The organism is Actinoalloteichus caeruleus (assembly GCF_049311605.1).
GTDB classification, from domain to species: domain Bacteria; phylum Actinomycetota; class Actinomycetes; order Mycobacteriales; family Pseudonocardiaceae; genus Actinoalloteichus_B; species Actinoalloteichus_B caeruleus.
Genome location: NZ_CP186005.1, coordinates 2,769,803 through 2,790,584, shown reverse-complemented (window position 1 = coordinate 2,790,584; position 20,782 = coordinate 2,769,803). Strand labels below are relative to the sequence as shown.

General features: G+C 73.6%; 14 protein-coding genes and 1 CRISPR repeat array (1 of these 15 only partly in view). Of the genes, 8 read left to right on the top strand and 6 right to left on the bottom strand.

From position 1 onward, the window contains the following. The first annotated feature begins 402 nt into the window (after positions 1-402). Both ACOJVX_RS11890 and ACOJVX_RS11885 read left to right on the top strand, forming a co-directional pair. On the top strand, positions 403-1,008 hold the full coding sequence (locus ACOJVX_RS11890) for a TetR/AcrR family transcriptional regulator (RefSeq protein ID WP_418153552.1): 606 nt from the start codon (positions 403-405) through the stop codon (positions 1,006-1,008). Then, complete coding sequence (locus ACOJVX_RS11885) at positions 1,005-1,364, top strand: DoxX family protein (protein ID WP_418153551.1); 360 nt, start codon at positions 1,005-1,007, stop codon at positions 1,362-1,364. Before ACOJVX_RS11890 ends, ACOJVX_RS11885 begins: the two co-directional genes overlap by 4 nt. A gap of 303 nt (positions 1,365-1,667) precedes the next feature. Here the strand turns inward: ACOJVX_RS11885 and mycP are convergent, their stop codons facing one another. Both mycP and ACOJVX_RS11875 read right to left on the bottom strand, forming a co-directional pair. Then, positions 1,668-3,083 (bottom strand): type VII secretion-associated serine protease mycosin, encoded by a 1,416-nt coding sequence (gene mycP, locus ACOJVX_RS11880; RefSeq protein ID WP_422647530.1) that lies wholly within the window; start codon positions 3,081-3,083, stop codon positions 1,668-1,670. A gap of 28 nt (positions 3,084-3,111) precedes the next feature. Beyond that, on the bottom strand, positions 3,112-7,572 hold the full coding sequence (locus ACOJVX_RS11875; RefSeq protein WP_422647529.1) for a hypothetical protein: 4,461 nt from the start codon (positions 7,570-7,572) through the stop codon (positions 3,112-3,114). Between the two features lie 696 nt (positions 7,573-8,268). Between ACOJVX_RS11875 and ACOJVX_RS11870 the strand changes: the two genes are divergently transcribed. Both ACOJVX_RS11870 and ACOJVX_RS11865 read left to right on the top strand, forming a co-directional pair. Beyond that, positions 8,269-9,234 (top strand): arsenic resistance protein, encoded by a 966-nt coding sequence (locus ACOJVX_RS11870; protein WP_422647528.1) that lies wholly within the window; start codon positions 8,269-8,271, stop codon positions 9,232-9,234. Between the two features lie 1,131 nt (positions 9,235-10,365). After that, on the top strand, positions 10,366-11,316 hold the full coding sequence (locus ACOJVX_RS11865; protein WP_026420296.1) for a glycoside hydrolase family 16 protein: 951 nt from the start codon (positions 10,366-10,368) through the stop codon (positions 11,314-11,316). A 283-nt stretch (positions 11,317-11,599) separates the two neighbouring features. On the opposite strand, the gene ACOJVX_RS11860 is transcribed toward ACOJVX_RS11865, so the two are convergent. From ACOJVX_RS11860 to ACOJVX_RS11845, 4 genes are all read right to left on the bottom strand, one after another. Then, on the bottom strand, positions 11,600-12,934 hold the full coding sequence (locus tag ACOJVX_RS11860; RefSeq protein WP_081715668.1) for an MFS transporter: 1,335 nt from the start codon (positions 12,932-12,934) through the stop codon (positions 11,600-11,602). Positions 12,935-13,011: 77 nt separating this feature from the next. Then, positions 13,012-14,346, bottom strand: a complete 1,335-nt coding sequence (locus ACOJVX_RS11855) for an alanine racemase (RefSeq protein WP_418155226.1) — start codon at positions 14,344-14,346, stop codon at positions 13,012-13,014. Further along, positions 14,343-15,494, bottom strand: a complete 1,152-nt coding sequence (locus ACOJVX_RS11850; RefSeq protein WP_051314304.1) for a M20 family metallopeptidase — start codon at positions 15,492-15,494, stop codon at positions 14,343-14,345. Before ACOJVX_RS11850 ends, ACOJVX_RS11855 begins: the two co-directional genes overlap by 4 nt. A gap of 101 nt (positions 15,495-15,595) precedes the next feature. After that, complete coding sequence (locus ACOJVX_RS11845) at positions 15,596-16,318, bottom strand: bifunctional 4-hydroxy-2-oxoglutarate aldolase/2-dehydro-3-deoxy-phosphogluconate aldolase (RefSeq protein ID WP_103056901.1); 723 nt, start codon at positions 16,316-16,318, stop codon at positions 15,596-15,598. Between the two features lie 310 nt (positions 16,319-16,628). Between ACOJVX_RS11845 and ACOJVX_RS11840 the strand changes: the two genes are divergently transcribed. The 4 genes from ACOJVX_RS11840 to ACOJVX_RS11825 all read left to right on the top strand — a co-directional run bounded on the left by ACOJVX_RS11840 (position 16,629) and on the right by ACOJVX_RS11825 (position 19,992). After that, a complete protein-coding gene (locus ACOJVX_RS11840) occupies positions 16,629-17,666 on the top strand; it encodes a sugar kinase (RefSeq protein ID WP_026420294.1) in 1,038 nt (345 codons plus the stop codon). Positions 17,667-17,727: 61 nt separating this feature from the next. After that, positions 17,728-18,501 (top strand): IclR family transcriptional regulator, encoded by a 774-nt coding sequence (locus tag ACOJVX_RS11835; protein WP_035292905.1) that lies wholly within the window; start codon positions 17,728-17,730, stop codon positions 18,499-18,501. 16 nt (positions 18,502-18,517) lie between these two features. Then, complete coding sequence (locus ACOJVX_RS11830; protein WP_026420293.1) at positions 18,518-18,931, top strand: RidA family protein; 414 nt, start codon at positions 18,518-18,520, stop codon at positions 18,929-18,931. Between the two features lie 698 nt (positions 18,932-19,629). Further along, the gene (locus ACOJVX_RS11825; RefSeq protein WP_026420292.1) at positions 19,630-19,992 is read left to right on the top strand and encodes a hypothetical protein; all 363 of its coding nucleotides are present in this window, start codon (positions 19,630-19,632) and stop codon (positions 19,990-19,992) included. A 236-nt stretch (positions 19,993-20,228) separates the two neighbouring features. Further along, a CRISPR array of direct repeats spans positions 20,229-20,782; the repeat unit is 37 nt; unit sequence GTTGCGATCCTCACCGGCCCTGGAGGGCCGGTGCAAC (it continues 74 nt past the right edge of the window).

Here is a 20,782-nt window from a genome sequence, read left to right as displayed (position 1 = left end):
ATCCCGACGTCGTGGCGGATCCAGGTGGGTGCCAGCCGTGCCTCGACCCGGGGCACCGGTCTACCCGCGCGGCCCGCCCGGACCACACCTCACCGCACCAGGAGACCTCCGGCGTGCCACGCGCCTGAGGGCGCCGATCCGCCCCGGGGGTCATCCACCGGCGGCGGGACGGGTTCCTGACCACGCTCGACGGGGTCCGGTGGAGGCCGGCCGTGCCGGTGATCAGCTGGGACGACGCGAAGGACGACGCCCCGGCCCTGCCCACCGTGACCGAGAGCGGGGCCGGCGACGCGCGGGCCTCAGGGCCAGGAGAGCCGCCGATGCCGTGACGGGTGCCGGAGGCGCGGGAGCACCACAGTATGCTGAACGTGTTCAGTGAACTCGTTCAGTCTGGTGGGTCCGATGGGTACGACACGAGATCGACTACGAAGCGCGACGCACGCGAAGGTGCTCGCCGCAGCCGACGCCCTGTTCCTCGAGCAGGGCTTCGCGGCCACCACGGTCCGGGACATCGCCGCGTCGGCGGGCGTGAGCGTCGGCACCGTCATGGCGGTGGGCGACAAGAGCGGGCTCCTCGTCGCCATCTTCGACAGGCTCATCGAACAGGTGCACCTGGCCCGGCGCGGCTCGGTCACCGAGCCGCCATCCGCGACCGGAGTCCCGTGCGCGGCTCGCGTGATGTCGCTCCTGACACCGTTCCTCGACCTCTTCACCACCCGCCCAGGCCTCGCCAGGGCGTACGCCTCGATCCTCGTCGCCGGGAACCACTCCTCCACCGTCTTCACCGAACTGTCCACGACGCTGGTGGATGAGATCCGCGACGTGCTCGAGGCGGGCGGCCGCCCGGGCACACGCGACCCCACCTCGCTGGCGACCGCGATCTACTTCGCCTACGTCGGAACGCTGTTCGGCTGGGCAGCCGGTCCCGACGACGAGGCCACCACGATCAGTGATCGCCTGCGCGACACCATCACCACCATCTGCTCCAGTGAGGACCACTCGTCATGACACTCGTCCCTGCCCTCTGGTGGCTCCCGGCGGCGCTTGCCTCGGTACTCCTCCTGGACGCGGCGCTCTCGATCCGACCGCCGAAGTTCATTCGCGACTGCCTCGACGGGGTGGGCTTCCCCCGGGAGTGGTGGTGGACACTCGTCGTCATCAAGGCACTGGCGAGCGCGGGACTCCTCGTCGGCATCTGGGTACCGGGAGTCGGGGCCACCGCGAACGCCGGAGTGGTGGCCTACTTCCTGTGCGCCTCGTACGCGCACGTCAGAGCCCGTTTCCTACGACAGGAGTTCTGGGTCAACTGCCTGGGGCTGCTCGTCTTCTCCGTGGTGGTGTTCGTGTTCTCGTACGTGGTCTAGCCGCCACGAGCACCGCCGGGTCACGGCGACGCTCCGCCGCCCGACCAGAGTGCGGAGGGCACGCCCCAGGTCCAGCACGGCGGGGCGGTCAGCCGGTGACCGGTGGCCTCGTCGCGCCGCCCACGCCGCTCGAGCGCCGGAGAGCCCGGCGGCGGACGTCGGCCCCCTCGCGGCCGGGTCGCCCGTCCCCGGCCCCCGCACGACCGGGGCCGACGGGCGAACCCCTCGGCGACCCGGCCCCGATCGGGTCCTCCCAACGCCGGTGTCGACACCGGACCGGGGGCGTCCGCTCTCGGCCCCCGCTCAGCGCACCTCGGCGGCGGGGGGCCGGCCGCGCCGGCCGACCGCACCCCCGGCGGGGGTGACGGCCCGGGGGCTCCCCTCCCTGACCGCGCCGTCCGGCTGGTCGCCCCCGTCGGGGTCCGACGGTCCGCCGGCGGGACCGCCCGGGGGCTCGACCGAGGAGTTCGCGCCCGCCTCGTCCGCACCGGCGACGACGGCGACACGGCTCCGGCGCCACCGCCGGCGCCATCCCGGCGGACCGAACACTCCGGCCAGGACACCGACGAACGCGAGGACGGCGGCGGAGGCCACCGTGAGGGTGGCGACGATGCGGGGGATCGGGTCGTCCTCGGGGATCACCGGGTGGGAGATCGTCGGCTGCCGCGCCGGGCTCGGCTGCTCCTCCAGTTCCGAGGGCACCACGGCGGTGACGGCCGCGTACGGGTTCACCACGCCCCAGCCCAGGGCGGGGTCCGGGCGTTCGGCCGGGGGCGGGTCCGCGGTGACCCGGAGCCGGTGGGCGACCTGGCTCGCGGTCAACTCCGGGTACCGCGACCGCACCAGCGCGGCCACCCCGCTGACGAAGGGCGCCGCGTAGCTCGTCCCGCTGCCCTGCCAGTGCCCGGGGCCGCCGGGGCCCAGGCTCACCACGTCGACGCCGGGAGCGACCAGGCTGACGAACTCGCCCGTCTGCGAGAACTCGCCCCGCTCGCCCTGGGCGTCGATCGCGCCCACCGCGAGCACGCCCGGATACGCGGCCGGGTAGGAGGTGGGGTTGCCCTCCTGGGCGTTGTTGGCGGCGGAGGCGACGACGAGCACGTCGGAGGTGGTGGCCCGCTCCACCGCCGCGCGCAGCTCCTCGTTCGGGTAGGTCGTGCTCGCCGAGATGTTGATGACGCCCGCGCCCTCGTCGACCGCCCGGTGGATGGCCTGTGCCATCACCGGCGCGGACCCGTCGTTCTGGCTGTTGGCGTTGCGCAACGGGAGGATGCGCGCACCCGGGGCGATTCCGGCGAACCCGGTGCCCTCCGCGGGCTGGGCGGCGATGATGCCGGCGACGAAGGTCCCGTGCCCGTAGCAGTCGTCGTCGGCCGACCCCCCGCCCCCGTTGACCAGGTCGACGCCAGGCAGCACCACGCCCTCGAGCTGGGGGACGGCGCCGTCGACCCCGGAGTCGATCACCGCCACCGTCACCCCCTCGCCCCGCGTCAGTTCCCAGACGCGCCGGGGCAGCATCCGGCGCTGCGCCCAGGGCACGGACTCCTCGACCATCGCGGGCGGGGGCAGGCAGCCGGAGTCGACGGTGGGTACCGGGGGCACCTCCTGGGCGCTCGCGGTTCCCACGGCGAGCTGCGGGCAGAGCAGCACCGCGACGGCGAGCAGGGCTCCCCTGCGGACACGGGAAGCGCGGGCCCCGGCGTCAGGACGCCTGTTCATCTCAGATCTCCGGTTCGGTGGTACCCGGTCAGTCGGCGGAGCCGGCGGTCGCGGTGGCGGTGGCGGTGGTGGTCGAGGAGGACGAGGGCATGGCCGACCCGGTCAGGCCGAAGGGCGCGGCCCACCGGCCGAACGTCTCCTCCTCGGACAACTCGCGCGGCGTGGCGCGCTGCCGACGGCTCAACGCCCGCCGCAGCCGCGCCAGCACCTGGGCGTCGACCTCGTCCAGACCGATGCCCAGGCTGGTCTCGTTGGCCCGCAGCTCCCTGGCGAGCACGGCGGGCCGGGTGGCGGCCCCGCCCACGACGTCGAGCACCTTGAACCGGCTGTGGGAGAAGAACACCACCTCCTCGGGTAGGCCGCCGGCCCCCAGCATCCCGACCCGGCGGCCGGTGGTGGACCAGATGAGCAGGTCGACGGTGGCGTCGGGGGTGTTCAGGTCGTGCGCCGCCGTGGCGCTGAGGAAACCCGGTTCGTCCAGCACCTCCGCCGGTGGGCACACCTCCCGGAGCCGGTCCCCGTCGTCGGGGAGGTGTGCCTGTTGGAAGGTCGCGCCGCGGTGGACGGGAAGCCGGCGGAGGCCCGAGGTCAGGCAGGCGACGAGATCGCGCCAGCCGCGACCGCCGTCCGATCGCAGGGCCTCGTTCAGGACCCGGCCCCCGTACCCCTCGTGGGCCAGGTACAGGCACACGGCCACGAAGTCGGCCTTCGCGGACTCCCCGCCCGCGCCGCGCAGGACCGGTGACATGGCCAGGGCCGCGTTGACGGTGGCCAACGCGTTCTCGTAGTCCTCGCCGACGAGCCTGGCGAGCGCGGCTCGTTCCGCTTCGGTGCTCCGGTGGTCCGGCGGCACCCACCCGACAGCCGCCTCCCCGTTGGGGTCCTCCTCACCGGTGTCCTCCTCGGACCCCGAACGGTCCCCCTCATCCCCTGGCGCGGGCTCCGGGTCGTCGGTGTCCTCAGTGGACGGCGCGCCCTCCGTTCCGGCCGGTTCGGTGGCAGGGTCCTCGGATTCGGCCCCCGGAGCCGCTGGTTCGCCAACAGGGCCCTCGGTCGCGTCGACGGTCGGGGTTCGCTCGACGGTCGAGGGCTGTTCCGTGGCGGGGCTGGTCTCGCTGGGCGGTGGCTCCTCGGCGTAGAAGGTGAGGTCCCATCGGCCCGGGGTCGAGGACGTCGTCGGGCCGGGCGGTGGGGTGGGGTGGGGGGCCGGCTCGCGGGGAGCCGCCGCCGGAGGTTCCGCAGGGGGCGGTGGGACGTCCCGCGCCTCCGGCGGTGGGTCCGCCGGCCGGTGCCGGCCGGCCGGCGGGGTCGTGAGGTCGGCTGGCTTCGGTTCCGCGACCGTGGCCGGCCGAACGGGGACGAGGGGGACGACGGCGGGTTCGACGGGCGGGGCCGCCTCCACCGGGGCGGGTGGCGCGTCGGCGCCGCCAGCGTCCGCCTCGGGCACCGGGGGCTGGTCCTCCGGAACGGCGGTCGGGTGGGCGATGCCCCCGTCGGCGGGTGGAGCCGGTGGCGCACCGGCGACCGGCGCCGCCCCCGGGTCCTGGTGGTCCTCCCGAGGGCCACCGTGGGCGTCGAGGTGCCCGGGGGACGGGGCTTCGGGCGGGATCGCGGTCTCGTCGGTCGCACCCGTGACGTCGCCCGCCACCTCGGGCCGGGGGTGCTCGTCGATGTCGGCGGGACGCGTCCCCGGCTGGTCGACCGCGCGTGGCTCCGCCTCACCGCCGTCCTCCCGCGCCCCGCCGTCGGGGGTCGCGGCGGCCTCGGAGCCCCCGCCGGCGACGGGGCCGGGGGATTCCGGCGACACCTCCGCCTCGCGGTCCGTGGCCCAGGTCGCGCGGTCGAGGTGAGAGTCGGAGTCGGAGTCGGAGGAAGGGGTGGGGGAAGGGGTGGGGGAAGCCGCCGCGTCGACGGTCGAATGATCCACCGGCCGGGGTTCGGTGGGCGGAAGCGCGGGGAGGTCGGCGGCGGGGCCCACCGAGCGGTCGCCATCCGCCTGCCGCCGGTCGCGCGGCTCGCCTCCGTCCGGGCCGTCCCCGGCGCGGTGAGTGCCGGGAACCCGGTCACGGGCGGCGGTGGTCGCCTCCGTGCCGGGGTGGGCGCCGCGGTCCGGTTCGCCCGCCGCCGGCTCCCGGGTCAGGGCGCGGTCCTGGTCCGCGTCGCCGGCCGGGGCCTCGTCGGCTCGCGCTGGCGGGGTGTCCGCCGGTCCGGCGGCGGGAGGCGTCGAGGGGTCGTCGGCCCCCTCGGGGGTCGACCGCCCCTCGGAGGGGCGGGCCGGGGAAGTGCCTTCGTGGCCGGGGGCGGCGGGCCGCGCGTCCACCCGCACCGGGCCAGCCTCGACGTCCGAGGTGGACGGCTCATCCCGGGTCCCGGTGGGCGTCGGTGTTCCCCCGTGTCGGAGGCGCCGGTCCGTGGCCGGCTCGGTGGCGGCGTCGACCTCGTCGGTGGCGGGAGCGGTGTGCCCGGTGACCGGTTCTCGGGGGTCGACCTCGGGATCACCGGGCCGGGTCGCGCCGTCGCGCGACTCCGTCACCGGCCGGTTCGCGATCCCACCTGGCCGTGGTGCACCGTTCGACACGTGGTCGGTGCCGGGCGGCGGAGCCATCGTCGCGGCCGGCGCCACCGGTCGGTCGTTGCGGGCGGGATGCTCCGGGTCATGCCGCACCCACCACAGGGGGGCCGAGGTCGGCCGGTGGCCGGGGTGCTCGTCATCGACCCCGACGCCGGCGTCGGCCGCTGCCCCGTCGGTCGCCGGCGTCGGCTCGGCGGACCAGGTGGGTTCGGTGGGGGACGGTCGCGGCGGGACGTCGCCGGGACCGTCCTGCTCGGACGGGGGCTCCGCCGGTGCGGTGTCCGTGGCGGCTCGCTCCTCGGACGGGACCGGGTCGCCACCTCCTGCCCGCCCGTCCTCCGGCGCCGTCCAGGCCGCCTCGGAGGTGGCCGCCCCGGTTGGGGCCGAGTCGTCGCGGGACTCCTCCCGGCCGAGGGGGGCGGCGCCGGGATGGGGACTCTCCTCCCGTCCGGCGGATTCCTCGGCGCGAGCTGGCTGCCCGCTGCCGGAGGCTCCGCCCTCGGCGCCGGGCATCCCGCCGTCAGCCTCCTCGGCCTCTGGCGGCGGAGCCGCCCCCAGCTCCGGGGACGTGGTTCCTCGCGGGACGTTCGCCTCGTCGTCCCCGGAGGGGACGACGGCGGGGCGCGGTGTCACCCCTTCCTCCTCCGCGACCGCAGCTCGTGCCGGCGACGCCTCGTCGTCCGGGTGCGGTTCGCCGGCGGGGGTGCCCGGTCCCGACGCCCCGGCAGCGCCCGACGCGTCCTCCTGGTCGGACTCCCCGTCCGCCCACTCGGCGTCCCCGGCGGCCCCGCCATCCGAGGCGGCCCCACCCAGGACGGGCGCTGTCCCCCCCGGCGCGAACCGAGGGGCGGCGGGCGCGCCCACCACGGGCAGCACGACGGTCTGCTCGTTGGCGCCCGGGCAGTCCGTCTCCGCCGGAACCTCCACCTCGGGATCGACGAGGAGATCCGACACCGCCAGCCGTTCCACCACTCGCGGCCTGCCCAGCGGGGGGTGGCAGCGCAGGCTCAGCTGGTCGTGGGCGTCGAGATCCGCGAGGTCGGGCAGGGCGGCTGGGCGCCAGCTGCCGTCGCGGCCACGGATCAGGGAGACGCTGGGCAGCACCACGTCGTGGTCGAGCAGCGCGGCGAGGCGACTCGCCCAGTCGGACAGCGGCCGGACACCGTTGACGGGCACGACGGTCAGGTACCGCCGCAACCCCGGGGGCAGCCGGTCGACCAGGACGGCCGTCTCCTCCGGGCTGGGCAGTCCACCAGCCAGGTCCAGCACCACCCGGGGCGCGGCGTCCGACAGGCGGACCTGCCGGCCCGCGTGTTCGGGGAGCGGCTGCCCGGAGCGGGACCGGACGTAGAGGCCAGCGGGGATCGGGTCAGCCTGGAGTTCGTCGGTGGTGGTCGGGCCCGGCGGGACGAGCGCCTCCCAGTAGGGGCGGCGCCACCGAACCGCGAACCGGAACGTGGGCTGACGGCCACGGAAGAACCGCCAACCCGACTCGCCGGCGGCGCCTCCCGCGTAGAGGTGTCCACCAGCGACCCACTCCACATCGGCCTCGGGTGCGACGATGTCCACTCGGAACGCGGAGCTGAGCTCGGCGGCCCAGCGGGCGTGAGGCCCCTCGACGTCCCCCAGTTCGGGGACGGCGAGCCACAGCTGGTGGCCGGGCCCCCGCGACTCCGGGAGGCCGAACCGGCAGGCCTCCCACAGCAGCGGCCACAGGTTCCCCGTCCGGAGGACGGACGGGGCCACGACCACGATGGTGTTGTCGGTGACGGCGGGCAGCTCCCGCAGGAACCGCTGTTCCTCCTCGTCCCGGTCTCCTGCCATCCGGATCAGCACGTTCGGTCCGCGTGCTTGGAGGAGGAAGTCACCGTCGGGTTCGGGCCGTGTGCCGGCCCGCTCGTCGTGCGGCGGCTGCATCAGGGCGCGTCTCGATTCTCGGTCTTTCCGCTCACCGGTGCCGGGTCCGTCTCCCAGGTCAGTGGGTCGCCACTCCTCGCGGGCCAGTCTCGGTGATCACCATCGCGCCACCGGGGGCGGTACCCTCGCCTGTGAGCGATCCAGGGGTTTCCCTCACGACACGGGACGTCGATGTTTCGCGTCCGTGAGGGCGTCACGGTTCCACACTGACCATGCGAGGCGAGTCGGCGGATCTTATCACCCGACGGGGTGAGCTGGATCTCGCGACCTCGTCCCCGCGACGAGGGTGAAGCCCGCCGCTCACTAGCGTGAACGGGTGTCCTCGTCCTGTCGCCAGGGCCGCGTCGTCGCAGCTCACCCGGCCGCCGCCTCCCGATCCCACGTGCCGCTCTGGTGGCCCGCCACCACCTTCGGAGGCGGGACCCGCACCCGGCGCGACTCCGCCCGGGCCGGGGTGCCGCGACGCGTGCCCACCACACCGATGTCGCCGTCGAGCGCGGCCGCTCCCGGCCGCCGGCACGCCTCCCCGGACAGGCCCGCGACGAGCGGTGCGGCAGCCGGTCGGCCGCACCGCCACTCCCCGCACCGCCGCGCCCCGCTCCTCCAGCCGCGCGGGGTCGACGCGGCGGACGTGTCGCCCGCCGGACCCGCCGCTGGACCCACCGGCGGGCCGGAGCGAACGGGCGGGTGTTCCTGATGTCCCGCTGGGAGCGCCTGCAGAGCGTCCTGGTGGCGGCGGCCGCCGGCGGTGGCCTCGCGGTGGGCGTGGCCTGGCCCGTGGGCGCCGTGCTGGAGCACCTGGTGCTGCCGGCGCTACTGCTGATGCTCGTCTGCGTCTTCGCGCGACTCGACGCCGCCCAGGTCGGGGCGTTCCGCCGGGCTGGGGCGGTCGTCACGACCAGCCTGGTCCTCAACTTCGTCTGGACACCGCTGCTGGCGTGGGCTCTGGGGTCGGGGCTGCTGGGAGACGCGCCGGACCTGCGGATAGGCCTGTTGCTGCTGCTCGTCACCCCCTGCACCGACTGGTACCTGGTCTTCACCTCACTGGCCCGGGGTCACCTGGGTCTCGCCGCCGCGCTGCTGCCGGTGAACCTCGTGCTCCAACTGGTACTGCTCCCCGTGTACGTGGTGCTGCTGGGCGGGCCGGCCGCCATGGTGGACGCGGGGACCCTGGTCGAGACCGTCCTCGTCGTCCTGGTCGTCCCGCTCGCGTTGGGCCTGGGGCTCCGCTGGGGCACCGGCCGGTGGCGCGGACCGGCGTGGCGCGACCGCGTGCTGGACGGCCCGGCGGGAGCGTTGGTGCTGCCCCTGCTCTGCGTGGCCGTGTTCGCGATGTTCGCCTGGCAGGCGCGCACCGTCGTCGAACACGGGTCCGCGCTGCTCGCCCTGCTGATCCCCCTGCTGGTCTTCTTCGTCGTCACGCCGCTGCTGGCCGTGGGGACCGGACGTGCGCTGCGCCTGCCCGCCGACCAACGGGTGACGTTGACGATGACCATCACGGCCCGCAACTCGCCGATCGCGTTGGCCGTGGCGGTTGCCGCGTTCCCGGACCGCCCGTTGATCGCCGTGGCGCTGGTGGTGGGGCCGCTGCTGGAACTGCCGGTGCTCGCCCTGCTCAGCCAGGTCGTCCGGGTGCGGGAACCAGCTGGTTCGACGGGCTGAGCGGCGGGTGGCGTGGCCAACGCCGCCGGACTGGCCCGTGCGCCGCACGGGTTCCAGGCGCTGGTGCGGCATCCCAGGCCGGGGAGGGAGCGGACGTCGAGATCCGGGAGGCCCCGGGGACGGCGGGGCATGGGAAGCCGTCCCGGGTGGCGGGACGGCGCACTCCCGGCCCACCGCTCTACCGACGAGTTTCCTTCACGCGGGCTGGCGACCGGCCCTGGGCGAGCGGTGAAGCTCCGCGTTGCCGGGGCCTGTTGGCGGCGCGCTTCGTCGCCAGCGGACGCGCCCGGACCCCCACCGCGCCCCGCGCCACACGAGCTCCCGCGCGCCGAGCGGATCGAGGTGCGTTCCGCACAGCACGGAAGTGCCGCACCCGGACCGCTAACCGGAGGGGACGAGCGAGGAGTTCTCGGCGCCACCAACGCCGAACCACCCCGCTGGCGCGTCCTGCGGCGGGGACCGCACGCCAGAGGGCCGCCGCGCCTCCGCCGAACGGCGACAGCACGCCGGTCACTCCCCGGACCGGCCCTGCTCGCGGCGTACGGGCACCCCGTCGTGACCGTCGCCCACGTACCGTCGACACGGCGGCTGATCCACCATCACGACGGTGATCGGCCTGCCCCGGATCAGCTCCCTGATCCCCTCGCGGTCGAACGGGGCAGGGCCGTCACCGCATCGCGTCCGACGGCGGCAGTACGAACCCACCTCCCCGCCGACCCGCCCCGGCGGGAACCGCCATCAACGGGGCTCGTCCTCGCCTGCGCCGTTCGCCGTAGCGCGGCGGACAGCCTCCTGGACAGCTCGCGAGGCACCTCGTCGACTGTCAACACTGCCCGTCCTGGGTCGCGCAGACCCTCGACCTGCCGGTGAGCAGGACGAAGCACCCTTCACACAGGCGGCACCGCGCCCACACCGCCGGCCGGCCAGACGCTCGCTCTCCCTCCCCGGTGTCCCCGGTCACGGCCGTCGGTGCGGTACCAGTAGTCCGCCGGCACCCACCAGGTGCCGGTTGGTCAGCGGCCGACGACGGAACGACCTGCCGAGCGGCATGGGGCCTCGTACGGGGTCGGACGCCGTCGGCGGTAGCCACCCCGCAGGTCGAAGCGGTCGCGTGGAAGACAGGAGCGTGGAATGCCCCTTGGAACAGGACGGTCAGCCCGCCGTCGTCACCTCCCCGCACTGGTCGCTCTCGCCGGCGCGGTCGCCCTGCCCGTGGGCCTCCTCCCCGCTCTCGGCGGCACCGCGACAGCCGGGGCGGAAGCAGCTGAGGCCCCCACCCAGGTGCTCTTCGACGACTTCGACTACACAAGCCACACCGACCCGCGCCTGCGGGAACGCGGCTGGAGCGTGCGGAACTACCCGGGAGGTCCCGGCATCGGCGGTGACACCTGGTCGGCCGCCAACATCAGCTTCCGGTCGGAGGGGGCGGGGGCGGTGTTGCGGCTGGAGGCGACGACCGACGGCACGGTGGCCGGCACCTCCCAGGCGCAGATCAACACCCAACGCCGTTTCCACCACGGCACCTACGCGGCCAGGGTGCGGTTCACCGACACCCCGGTGAGCGGCCCCGACGGCGACCAGGTCCTCCAGACCTTCTACACCATCACTCCCCTGCGCTGGGACTACGACCCGGAGTACGGGGAACTGGACTTCGAGTACCTGCCCAACGGCGGCTGGGGGCAGCCGTCCTCGGCGCTGTTCCTGACCAGCTGGGACACCTACCGGCCCGATCCGTGGGACGCGCGCAACGAGTCGACCGTCCGCCCAGGATCGCTGGAGGGCTGGCACGACCTGGTGGTGCAGGCCGACGGCGGTACCCGGACGATCCGCTACTACCTGGACGGTCAGCTCGTCGCCGAGCACGGCGGCCCGAACTACCCGGCCAGCCGGATGTCGATCGACTTCAACCAATGGTTCATCCCGGAGGGCTTCGTGGGGAGTTCGGCGAGCCGGACCTACGAGCAGGAGGTCGACTGGGTGTACCACGCGAAGGACGAGATCCTCAGCCCCGCCGAGGTGGCCGCGCAGGTAGCGGCCCAACGCGCCGCCGGAATCCCCCACCTGGACACCATCACGGAGTGAGCCCGGTACGCCACGCCAGCCGGAGCACCCAGGGACATACCGCTCCGCCGAGTGCTCCGGCCTGGCTGGGTCCACAGGATGCTCCGGCCTGGTTGAGTTCACAGGCGGAGGCTGCCCACGGCGCGCGAACGGTCACCTCGCAGCGTCACGACACTGTGGTACTCCGCACCGAGGGCGTTCAACGTGGCGGGAACCGGGAATCAGGGACGTTGGGCTCAACGACCGAATGGTGCGGCCGACACCCTGCTGGGCGTCGGCCCCACCGCTCCTCCACTCGCTCAGCTCAGCTCGCCGGCTGGCCAGCCTGGCGGGTGTCCGGGGTGCGGACCCGGCCGAAGAACGCCAGCAGCAGCGCACCGGTCAGGGCCACCACGGCGGCGACCGTGAAGGTGCCCGTCCAGCCGAGGGACGAGTCCACCAGGTACCCGGTGATCATCGGCGCGATGATCGACGCGGTCGTGGCGAACATCTGCATGGCGCCCGACACCGAGCCGTACCGCGAGCCGGGCACCGCCTCACCCACGATGAGCCAGTACTGGGCGCCGGTGAAGTACAGCAGGAACACCACGACCGTCATCAGCGCGACCGCGCTGCCCGTGCCGCTGACCGTGCCGATCGAGCCGAACAGCAGGCCGGTGGCGGCCAGGCAGATCACGACGGTCCAACGCCGGGGGGCCACCGACTTGCCGGTGCGCCGCACCAACCAGTCGGTGAACGCGCCCCCCAGCGCCAGGCCGATGCACCCGCCCACCCAGGGGATGGCGCCGGTGACGGCGAGATCGCTGAGGTCGATGCCCCGCTCGTTCACCAGGTACGTGGGGAACCAGTTGAGGAACGTCCACAGGATCCAGGCGTACCCGAAGAACGCCACCGCCGTCGTCCACACCGCCGGCAGCGTCAGGTAGCGCCACCACGGTTCCGCGTTCGCGTCGGCGTCGGCGTCGTCCTCGGCGGCCGGGGCGGCGTCCTGGCGGATGTGCGCCAGTTCGCCCTTCGACACCCAGGGATGCTGCTCGGGGGTGTCGCGGACGACGACGAACCAGCCGATGGCGAAGAGGACACCCAGGACACCGAAGATGATGAAGGGCAGTCGCCAGTTGCCCTGGGTGGCGTCCATGATCGCCACGACGACCGGGGTGCCGATCGCCCCACCCAACGGGGTGGCGGCGTTGGCGATGCCGACCGCCGTGCCCAGTTCCTTCTTCGGGAACCAGTTGTGCATGACCTTCGCGGTGACCGTGGCCTGCGGCCCTTCACCGGCTCCGAACAGCAACCGGATGATGAGGAGGCTGACGAAGCCGACGCCGGCCGCGGTCAGCGCGGTGAACACCGACCAGGCGATGGCTGCCCACCCCATCACCTTGGCCGGGCCGAACTTGTCGGCCAGCCACCCGCCGATGAAGCCGAACGGCGAGTAGGTGAAGGCGAAGGCGGCCAGGATCCAGCCGAACGCGGCGTTGGAGAAGCCGAACTCGGTGATGATCAGCGGGGCGGCCACGCCGATGACGGCCCGGTCCGCGTAGTTGAGCATCAGGATCATGAAGTTCGAGGCGAGGATCGCGAACCGGGTTCGTGATCTCTTCTCGGTGGAGGCCTCGGTGGAGGTGGGGGCGGTCATGGCGGTTGTCCTTCTGGGTGGCGCGGGCCGCGGGGTTCGTGTGACACGGGCCGGGCGGCGTGGACGAGCGCTGCTGGTCAGAAGTAGCAGCGGGCCACCGAGACGACGGTGTCGTCGTCGGCGGCGATGACCGCGGAGAGCCAGCGGTCGTGGGCGGTGCACGGATGGGAGATGCCCAGGCGCACCAGGTCGGAGGGCCCGAGGTCGGCGTCCGGTGGGACGGTGAGGAAGGCGTGCTGGTCGTTGAGCGCGGTGACCTGCCATCCCGTGGTGGGGCGGGGTGACCCGCCCCGGTGGTCCCTGGCCTCGATGGGGAGTGGGAGCCCTTCGTCGTAGTTCAGCTCCCGTCGGCCGGCTCCGAGGATGACCTGGTCGGGGGTGGGCCTGGTGAGCACCGGTGCCCACACCTCGATGGCGGGGGCGAGCCTGGCCACCTCGGCCGGGTCGGAGCCCGAGCCGTCGAGTGGGGACAGTGCGTGGTAGAGGCCCTGGTCGTGGGTGAGGTAGGCACCGGGCCGGGCGATCACGCGGACGGGGACGTCGGCGGGCCACCCGGTGGCGAGTTCCTCGCCGACCAGGTCGAAGTAGAGGCTGCCGCCAGCGGAGACCACGTATTCGGGGAGCCGGGGGTCGCGGTGCGCGAGGACGGTGTCCATGGCGGCCCGCACCCAGCTGAGGTAGTCGCGCACGGCGCGCAGGCCTTCGCTGCCCCGCGAGTGGCTGACCGACCCCTCGTACCCGGACACGCCGGCCAGGGCGAGCGTGGGGTTGGCGCGCACGGCGTCGATCGTGGCGGCCAGGGTGGCGGTGTCCCGGCAGCCGCCGCGTCCGCCTTCGTGCCCGACCTCCACGAGAACGGGCAGGGGGTTGTTGGGGTCCTGGTCGGCGAGGGCGTCGGCCAGCACGGCGACGCCGGCCGGGGAGTCCACGTAGCAGGAGAAGCGCCGTTCCGGGTCCTCCCCGAGCCACTGGGCCGCCTCGACGGCGAAGGCCCGGTCGACGAGCTGGTTGGCCAGCAGGATGCGGTCGTGACCGGCGGCCATGAACACCCGGGCCTGGAACGGGTTGGCCACGGTGACGCCCCACGCTCCGGCGCGGAGCGCGTAGTCGGCCACCTGCGGGGAGGCGGACGTCTTCAGGTGGGGCGCCAGCGACATGCCCCGGTCGGCGGCGAAGAGGGCCATCAGTTCCGCGTTGTGGCGCAGCGCGGAGTCCCGCAGCACGAGCAGGGGGAAGCCGAAGTCCCCGTCGAAGATCCGGCGTCCGGAGTCACCCAGTTGGGCGAGGGTCTGGTGCGCGGCCGCCGGGGGCAGCCCCTTGAACCGCCAGCCGATCGCGCCGTCGTCGATGAACCCGGGTTCCGGGCGTGCGGGGGTGGTGGGGGTGCGGGTGGTTCCGGTGTTGTCCGTCATCGTGCCTGCGCTCCCTTTGTGTCGAGGACCGGGCTGCGGAGCAGCTCTCCCACCACCTTGCGGGCAGCGTGGAGTTCGTCCAAGGGCACGAACTCCGCCGGCGTGTGCGCCTGGGCGATCGCGCCGGGACCGAAGACGACGCAGGGCACGCCGTCGAGGGCGATCTTGGACGCGTCGGTGCCGTGTCCCACGCCCTTGGCCTCCGGGTTGTGCCCTGCCCCGGCCAGCACGGACGCGACGGAGCGGACGAACGGGTCCTCGGGGTCTGTTTCCAGGGCGTAGTCGACGATGTGGGGTTCGGCGACGTCGACGCCCTCGGGCCAGCGGCGGAGGAGTTCGTCGCGGAGTTCTCCCCACACCTGGTGGGGGTCCTCGCCGGCGACGGTGCGGCGGTCGATGGTCAGGGTGGTGCTCTCGGGCAGGACGTTGGGGCCGGAACCGCCGTCGATCATGGTGACGGCGAGGGAGGGCGGTCCCACCAGGGGACGGGCCTTGGCGTCGAGGGCCGGGGCGTACTCGTCGGCGAGGTAGTCCACGATGCGGGCGGCGGTGGTGATCGGGTTGGTCTTGCCCCACGGTTCGGAACTGTGTCCGCCGGGCCCGCGAGCGGTGATCCGGCAGCGCATGCAGCCCTTGTGGGCGGTGACCATGCGCAGCGAGGTGGGTTCGCCGATGACGGCGCCGACCGGGTTGATGCCCTGGTCTCGCAGTGCGAGGACGCCCCGGTAGATGTGTTCCTCGTCGACGACGCCGGCGAGGGTGACGGTGTGGGGTCGGGGGCCGCCGGCGGCGAGTTCTGCCATGGCGGTGAGGAACACCGCGAGGGGCCCCTTGGCGTCGCAGGAGCCCCGTCCGTAGAGGAGGCCGTCGCGGATGGTGGGTTCGAACGGGGGCACGGTCATGCCCTCGGTCTCGACGGTGTCGAGGTGGGTCTCCAGCAGGATCGTGTCCGCGCTGTCGCCGGGGACGGTGACGACGACGTTGTACCGGCCGTCGAGGACCTCGTGGAGGTCGGCGGTCATGCCGTGCCGTCGGGCCCAGTCGGCGACGAACTCGGCGAGCGGTGTTTCGGCGGGTTCGGCGCGTCCCCTCGGGTTGACGCTGGGGATGCGGATCAGCTGCGACACGAGGTCGACGACGTCAGTCATGGCTCCTCCTGGTCCGCCGCCGGGAACACGGCGGTGTGTTGGTGGTGCGGGCGGTTCGGGGGTTGGCTGGTCGGGGACGGCGCGGTGTCGGGTGGGGTCGGTCAGGCGACCGCCTCGGGGGTCGGGTGGTCCGGCGTCGCGGGTCGAGCGCGGAGCGCCCGGACGAACTCGGCGGCGCGGCGGGTGAGGGCGGGCCAGTCGCCGGCGGCGATGGCCTCGGCGGGGGCGACGTCGGTGCCGGCGGCGACGGCGAACGCGCCGGCTGCCAGGTACGCGGCGGCGTCGCGCGCGGTGACACCCCCGGAGGGCACCAGCGGGGTGGTGGGCAGGGGGCCGGCGAGGTCGCGGAGGTAGCGGGGGCCGAGCCGGTTCGCGGGGAAGACCTTGACGGCGGCGGCTCCGAGGTCCTGGGCGGTGAGCACCTCGCTGGGGGTGAGCGCGCCGAGCAGGACGGGGAGGCCGAGGTCGTGGGCCGCCTCGGCGACCTCGGGCTGGAGGCCCGGGGTGACGAGGAAGCGGGCTCCGGCGTCGGCGGCGGCCCTGGCCTGGTCCGCGGTGCGGACGGTGCCGGCCCCGACGATGGCCCCGGTCTCCGCCGAGGTGTCCGAGGCGCGGCGGAGGTGGCGGGGCAGGTCGGGGGTGGTGAAGGTGAACTCGACGATGCGCAGGCCGCCGGCGGTGAGTGCCGCCGTGAGCTCGGCGGCGTCCGGGAGAGTGCTGGCTCGGACGACGACGAGGGCGCGGTCAGTCGCGAGGGCTTCCACGGCGGGGTGGGCCTCGGGTGGTGACGAGCCCGGGGAGACGCGGGGTTCCCTGGCGGTCATCGTGTTGCTCCTTGTGCTGGCGAGCCACCGGTGGTCGGCCGGGTGACGGCGATGTCGGGGTGTTGGCCGGGTGGTGGCGCGGTCGCCGTGGGTTCCGTCGAGAGCCGGGAACGACCCCACCACCTGCATTGCGTCATACGCAACGCTTATTGCGTATTTCGATTGGGAGGTTGTAGCATTCGACCGCGCCGGGGTCAATGGCGGACCACGGCACCCGGACTGGCCGGGACGGACCAGGAACACGCCGCCACCTGGCGGTAGCACGCACGACCGGCCGCAGCACCGCGCCGACCTCGACCAAGGAGCGTTCATGCCCCTGCCAGCCCAGCGCCCGCCGCGAGCCGTGTGCGTCGGCGAGTCGATGGTGGTGCTGGTGCCGCACCGGACCGGACCGCTGGAACACGCCGAGGAGTTCCGGCGCTATGCCGGCGGCGCCGAGTCGAACGTGGCCGGTGCGCTCGCCGGACTCGGCGTCGACACCTCCTGGGTGTCCCGCCTGGGCGACGACGGCTTCGGTCGGTACCTGCGGGCGGACATCGCCGACCGCGGGGTGGACGTTTCCGCCGTCGAGATCGACCCGCTCCGCCCGACCGGCCTCTACGTCAAGGAGACCGGCGACGGAACCGGGGACCTCCCCGCCGGACGCAGCCGCATGCACTACTACCGTGCCGCGTCAGCGGCCTCCGCGATGTCCCCGGACCTGGTCTCCGGCGGGCCGGCGCGCGACCTGCTGGACCGGGCCGACCTGGTCCACGTCACCGGCATCACCGCCGGGATCTCCGACTCCGCCACCGACCTGCTGTGGCACCTGCTCTCCAGGCCCAGGCCGTCCACCACCGTCAGCTTCGACCTGAACTGGCGCCCCGGCCTCTGGCACGGACGCGACCCCGCCGTGCTCGGACGCCTCTGCGCGCTCGCCGACGTCGTCCTCCTCGGAGCCGACGAGGCCGCCGAGGTGCTGGGCAGCTCGTCCCCCGCCCGCCTCCGCGAACTCCTCCCGAACCCCGACATGCTGGTCGTCAAGAACGACGCGCACGACGCGATCGCCGTGGACCGGACCGGCGCCGAGGTCGTCGTGCCCGCCCTCGACGTCGAGGTGGTGGAACCCGTGGGAGCGGGTGACGCCTTCGCCGCCGGCTACCTCGCCGGCACCCTCCGGGACCTGCCGGTGGCGCACCGCCTCCGCCTCGGGCACCTGTGCGCCGCCCGCGCGTTGGCCGTGCCCGGCGACCACGGCGTTCCCCCCTCCCCCGCGACCATCACCGCGCTCCTGGCCCGCACCGATGACGAATGGGCGCGGACCAGGGTGAGCCGGCTGGGCGTCGACACCCCGCCGGTAGCGTCGTGACGGCGGAACCAGGAGGCGGGCGACGAACGCGTCGACCACGCCCGGACCAGGAGGTGGGAGCGTGAGCCAGAGTCTGGCCAGGGCGCTGAGCATTCTGATCGACCTCGGCGAACGGGAGCAGTCGCTGGACGACCTCGCTGAACGGTTGGGCGTGCACAAGACGACCGTGTTGCGGCTGCTGCGGACCCTGGAGAGCGAACGCTTCGTCTTCCGCGACGACGCCCACCGGTACCACCTCGGATCCCGGCTCTTCGCGCTGTCCAGCCTCGCCCTCGAGCAACGGGAGGTGCGGAACATCGCCTCCCCCCACCTCGCAGAGCTGAACCAGCGCACCGGGCAGACCGTGCACCTCGCCGTCTACGAGGCGGGCGAGGTCATCTACGTCGACAAGTACGACTCCCGCCACCCGGTGCGGATGTACTCGAGGATCGGCCTGCGCGCCCCCCTGAACTGCGCCGCCGTGTCCAAGGTGCTGCTCGCCGACATGCCGCCCGCGAAACGGCGCGGGGTCGTCGACGGCATCGACTTCGTCCGGTTCACCGACCAGACCATCACCGACGCCCCCACCCTGCTGGCCGAGCTCGACCGGGTCGCCGACCAGGGATACGCGGTGGACCAGGCCGAACACGAGTCGTTCATCAACTGCGTCGGCGCGCCCGTACGGGACGCCAGCGGTCGGGTGGCCGCCGCGGTGTCCGTGTCCGTGCCCACCGTCGTGCTCAGCTACGAACAGGTCCTGGAACTCCTCCCGGACCTGCTGTCCACCGCCGCCGCGATCTCCCGCGACTGCGGGTACGGCGGCACCGCACCGCCGAGATCCACCTCGGCCCGTTGAGAGAGGGGTCAGCTCGATGGCTGCCCAGAGCAAGACCGCGATCCGCACCGACGCCGCCCCGGCCCCCGCGCACACCTTTTCCCAGGGGGTCCGCAAGGGACCGCTGCTCCAGGTGTCCGGTCAGGGCCCGGTCGACCCGACCAGCAACGAGTACGTCTTCCATGGTGACGTCCACGCGCAGACGATCCGCACCCTGGAGAACGTGGCGGCCATCCTCGCGGCGGGCGGCGCGAGCTTCGAGGACGTCATCATGCTGCGCGTCTACCTCACCACCCGCGACGACTTCGCCACCATGAACGAGGCGTACGGCGAGTTCGTCACCGCCCGGGTGCCCAGTGGCGTGCTGCCCGCGCGGACGACCGTGTTCACCGGCCTGCCCCGCGAGGAGATGCTCGTGGAGATCGACGCCCTCGCCGTCGTCAACGACTGACTCCCCGCCCCACCCGGGTGTTGGCCAGTCCGCGCTCCGTTCGCGTCAGCGCGCCAGCACCCGGGCCGAGGCGCCCTCCCCCGGCATCCCCGAAGACGCCGACCGGCGGCAACCAGAAACCCGCGGTTCGACAGCACCGTCCTCACACGACACTGTCAGGAGTCGTGCTCCTCCGGTGGTGCGCACATCCCCGCACTCCACACCAGTGACCAACCCCCGTGTCGTTGACCACAGCCTCGCGCTGATCGATTAAGCCACGAGGTGGGCACGGCACGACGGGATCGCAGGACGCAGCACCTGGCTCACCCGCGAACTCGACGCAACCCCCGCCCGCACTCGGCGGGACGATCGCGGCGTTCACCCCCGCCGCGGCCGCGGCCGCGTCACCCCCAATGCGGACAGCGCCGAGGCCATGTCCACCAAGCTGGATGCCATCGCGGACCGCGCCGAACGCAGGCTGACGCTCTTCGAGGACCTCGAGCGGGTAGCTCTGGGGTCGAGTGACGTCCGCCCCGCCAGGACGATGGAACGGCAGGACCGCGCTGCGGCCGCCGGCACCCCCTCGCCAGGAAAAAACTCGTGCTCCACGTGCGGTCGCTTCGCGAGGTCGCCGCCGCGGTACGGGCCTGCGCGCACTCGACGGTCGGGACGGACGAGGAGAACGCCGCGGTCCCGAACCAGAAGGGAGACCAACCGGCATGGGAGCCTCCAGACGCTGCGGCCGGGTCCTGGTAGGTCCACTGCTGGCGGCGCTCGTCACGATCAGCGGCTGCGTCCGGGAGTCGGCCGGTCACGCCACCCCCACCACCAACGGCGACCAGTCGGGGACGTCCGAAACGGACGCCTCCGCGACGGGCGGGGCGTCCACACCGAGCAGCGGAACTGGTTCCTCCTCGGCAAGCGCAACCCTGGGAGGTCTGGACCCCTGCGAACTCCTCGACGACGAGCTCACCTCGGTCGGAATCGACCCGGCGACCGGAGAACGGAACTCGATCGGCATCAACCACGCCCGCGCGTACGGGCAACTGGACCCGTCAGCCCCCGTGTACTGCTTCAGCTGAACACGTTCCTCGAGGTCGACGAGCAGAACTACGGGGACGAGGAGGTGGAGGAGATCGAGGCGGACGGCGCCGCGCGCTGCGATTGAAGGACGACACCTTTCGCGAGATCGTCCTGAACAGCGCACTCCCCTAGGCCTCCATGATCGTGACGGACATGCTCAGTTCTACAGATCCTCACCGCCCCGGAGGGCCGGTGCAACGGCGCTAGGTGTCCCAGAGGGCGCACCGGTTCAGGCGTTGCGATCCTCACCGGCCCCGGAGGGCCGGTGCAACCCCGATCGTCAGCCCCCAGACACCCCCAGACATGCGAGTTGCGATCCTCACCGGCCCCAGAGGGCCGGTGCAACGCGTGGGTGTGCACCGTGCTCGCCGCGTTCGCGGTGATGTTGCGATCCTCACCGGCCCCGGAGGGCCGGTGCAACCCGGGTGTCGACTTGACCTTGGCCAGCACTGGTACCAGTTGCGATCCTCACCGGCCCTGGAGGGCCGGTGCAACGCTGCCGGGTCCTGCCCGGCCGGCCACGCCCCGTGTGTTGCGATCCTCACCGGCCCTGGAGGGCCGGTGCAACGGGGAGGTCGTTCGCGTGACCGGGATCGAGGGCGGAGTTGCGATCCTCACCGGCCCTGGAGGGCCGGTGCAACGCGGGTCTACCGGAAGGAGATTCGCCCGGCGCTGAACGTTGCGATCCTCACCGGCCCTGGAGGGCCGGTGCAACACGACGATCCCGTTCACCTCGGCGACCCAGGCGGCTAGTTGCGATCCTCACCGGCCCTGGAGGGCCGGTGCAAC